The following is a 2,232-nucleotide window of genomic DNA, read 5'->3' as shown; positions in this document are numbered from 1 at the left end:
ACACACTGTGGCTCTGCCTTTAATCTACGCTGGTAACAGTAAAAAAGATCGTGAAGCCAGAGCGGCAAAAGCATTGGAAAATGTAAATTTAGGTAATCGTATGGATCACAAACCTAACGAATTATCAGGCGGTCAGCGACAACGTGTTGCAGTGGCACGGGCGTTAATTAACGACCCATCAATCATATTGGCAGATGAGCCGACTGGAAATTTAGATACCAAAACTTCCATCGAAATTATGGGCCTTTTAGAAGAAATTCACAGTAAAGGTAATACCATTATTTTAGTTACCCACGAGGAAGATATTGCGCAACATGCCCACAGGATTGTACGAATGCGTGATGGTTTGATAGAAAACGATTACATTAACACAGATATTAAAAACGTATCTCCACGTTTGCAGGCCTTAAATGACAGCGGCAGCGACTGGGAAAAAATAAACTAAAGAAGTTTTAAGTTGTAGGTTATAAGTTATACGTGTAGAACATACTTAAAACGTATAACTTATTACCTAATACTTTCAGAATGAAAATCTATACCAAAACAGGAGACAAAGGCCAAACATCGTTAATTGGCGGTACACGTGTTCCGAAATACCATCTTCGAATTGAAACTTATGGAACCGTAGACGAATTAAATTCGTATATCGGATTAATCATGTGTCAGGATATTGACAATCATTATAAGCAGCTGCTTAAAGAAATTCAAGACCGCCTGTTCACCGTTGGTGCTTCACTGGCGGCAGATCCTGAAAAATCTAAGATGAAAATTCCTGATTTGCATAAGCATGATATTACGCTATTGGAAACAGAGATGGATGCGATGAATGATCTATTGCCTGCGTTAAAACATTTTGTTTTGCCTGGTGGAAATACCATTGTTTCTTACTGTCATATTGCCAGATGCGTTTGCAGACGAGCAGAGAGGTTAACGGTTGAACTAGCTGAATCGAGTTTTGTTGATGAGCGTGTAAGTGTTTACCTGAATCGTTTGAGTGATTACTTATTTGTTTTGGCACGAAAACTGAACATGGATTTTAGCGCAGAGGAAAACATATGGATACCTCGTGTTTAATAGTTGAAAAATAAGTTTGTTTTGCTCAAAAATTTTAATATACTTTGCGCATTGTTAAGAACAAGAATTTAATAGAATTGAAGATATGTATTGGACATTAGAATTAGCATCGCACTTGGAAGACGCACCTTGGCCTGCAACTAAAGATGAGTTAATTGATTATGGCATTCGCTCTGGTGCCCCAGTAGAAGTTATTGAAAACTTACAAGCATTGGAAGATGATGGAGAGCCTTACGAAACAATTGAAGAAATTTGGCCCGACTATCCAACTAAAGAAGATTTCTTCTTTAATGAGGATGAATATTAGAAAATCAAAATAAGAAGCCTTCCAATTTTAAAATTGGAAGGTTTTTTTATGCGCTGATTTACAACCTGTTTGTTTAAATGTTGATAATTATCTCCAATATAATTTACATTTTTTAAACAAAACTATGGGCCATGTGTTAATACATCAACATTTACTTAAAAATTAACACTATGGGAAATTTATTGTATTTAGTCGCAGTAGTATTGGTAATACTATGGGTGATCGGCTTTTTGTTCCACGGCTTCGGCGATGTAGGTAACATCATTCACGTTTTATTAGTAATCGCAGTTATTGCAATCTTGCTTAAAGTTATTGGAAGAGCAACATAAAATATATTAAGCGAACATTCATCAATTTTCAAAAGGAGATCTTATAAAACGGATGAATTAGAAAAGCTGTTTCATTGTTATGAAGCAGCTTTTCTTTTATCTTTTCAATAACAACTCGGCTAATTCCAAATCAATAGGGTAGGTAATTTTGATGTTGTTTCTTTCTCCTTCAATAATATTTATTTCATATCCAACAGCCTCAACAACACTGGCATCATCCGTAAAAGAGGTAGTAAAATCTTGTGTGTAGGCTTCTTTTAAGATGCTGAATTTAAAGGTTTGTGGTGTTTGTACCAGGTAAATCTCATCACGGTTTAAAGCAGCGCTTTTATTGTTTTTTAGCGTCCGTACACTATCGCTTGATTGAACTGCCGCAATTACGTTTCCTTTAAATTCTGCCTCGGCAAAGCAGTGATCGATTAACTGTTTTGAAACCAATGGACGAACAGCATCATGGATTGCTATAACACAATCTTCTTCAATAAAATCGATAGCATTTTTACCGAATAGAAACGTTCTGAC

5 protein-coding genes are annotated in these 2,232 nt (G+C 36.0%); 4 read left to right on the top strand and 1 reads right to left on the bottom strand.

Annotated elements, in window-relative coordinates; translation table 11 throughout:
• From ON09_RS23440 to ON09_RS25350, 4 genes are all read left to right on the top strand, one after another.
• Positions 1-445 (top strand): ABC transporter ATP-binding protein (locus tag ON09_RS23440; RefSeq protein WP_010603505.1); only part of this gene is annotated, 445 nt, incomplete at its 5' end.
• A gap of 80 nt (positions 446-525) precedes the next feature.
• Positions 526-1,074: a cob(I)yrinic acid a,c-diamide adenosyltransferase gene (locus tag ON09_RS23435; protein WP_010603504.1), complete on the top strand. Its 549-nt coding sequence runs from the start codon at positions 526-528 to the stop codon at positions 1,072-1,074.
• 85 nt (positions 1,075-1,159) lie between these two features.
• On the top strand, positions 1,160-1,381 hold the full coding sequence (locus tag ON09_RS23430; protein ID WP_010603503.1) for a DUF2795 domain-containing protein: 222 nt from the start codon (positions 1,160-1,162) through the stop codon (positions 1,379-1,381).
• A 170-nt stretch (positions 1,382-1,551) separates the two neighbouring features.
• Positions 1,552-1,710, top strand: coding sequence for a lmo0937 family membrane protein (locus ON09_RS25350; protein ID WP_010603502.1), 159 nt, complete (start codon positions 1,552-1,554; stop codon positions 1,708-1,710).
• Positions 1,711-1,806: 96 nt separating this feature from the next.
• On the opposite strand, the gene ON09_RS23425 is transcribed toward ON09_RS25350, so the two are convergent.
• On the bottom strand, positions 1,807-2,232 hold a 426-nt coding region (locus ON09_RS23425; RefSeq protein ID WP_010603501.1), incomplete at its 5' end, for an IspD/TarI family cytidylyltransferase.

This window comes from Pedobacter agri PB92 (assembly GCF_000258495.1).
GTDB lineage: Bacteria > Bacteroidota > Bacteroidia > Sphingobacteriales > Sphingobacteriaceae > Pedobacter > Pedobacter agri.
Note: the sequence above shows the minus strand (reverse complement) of the source record. Positions and strands in the feature narration are given on the sequence as shown.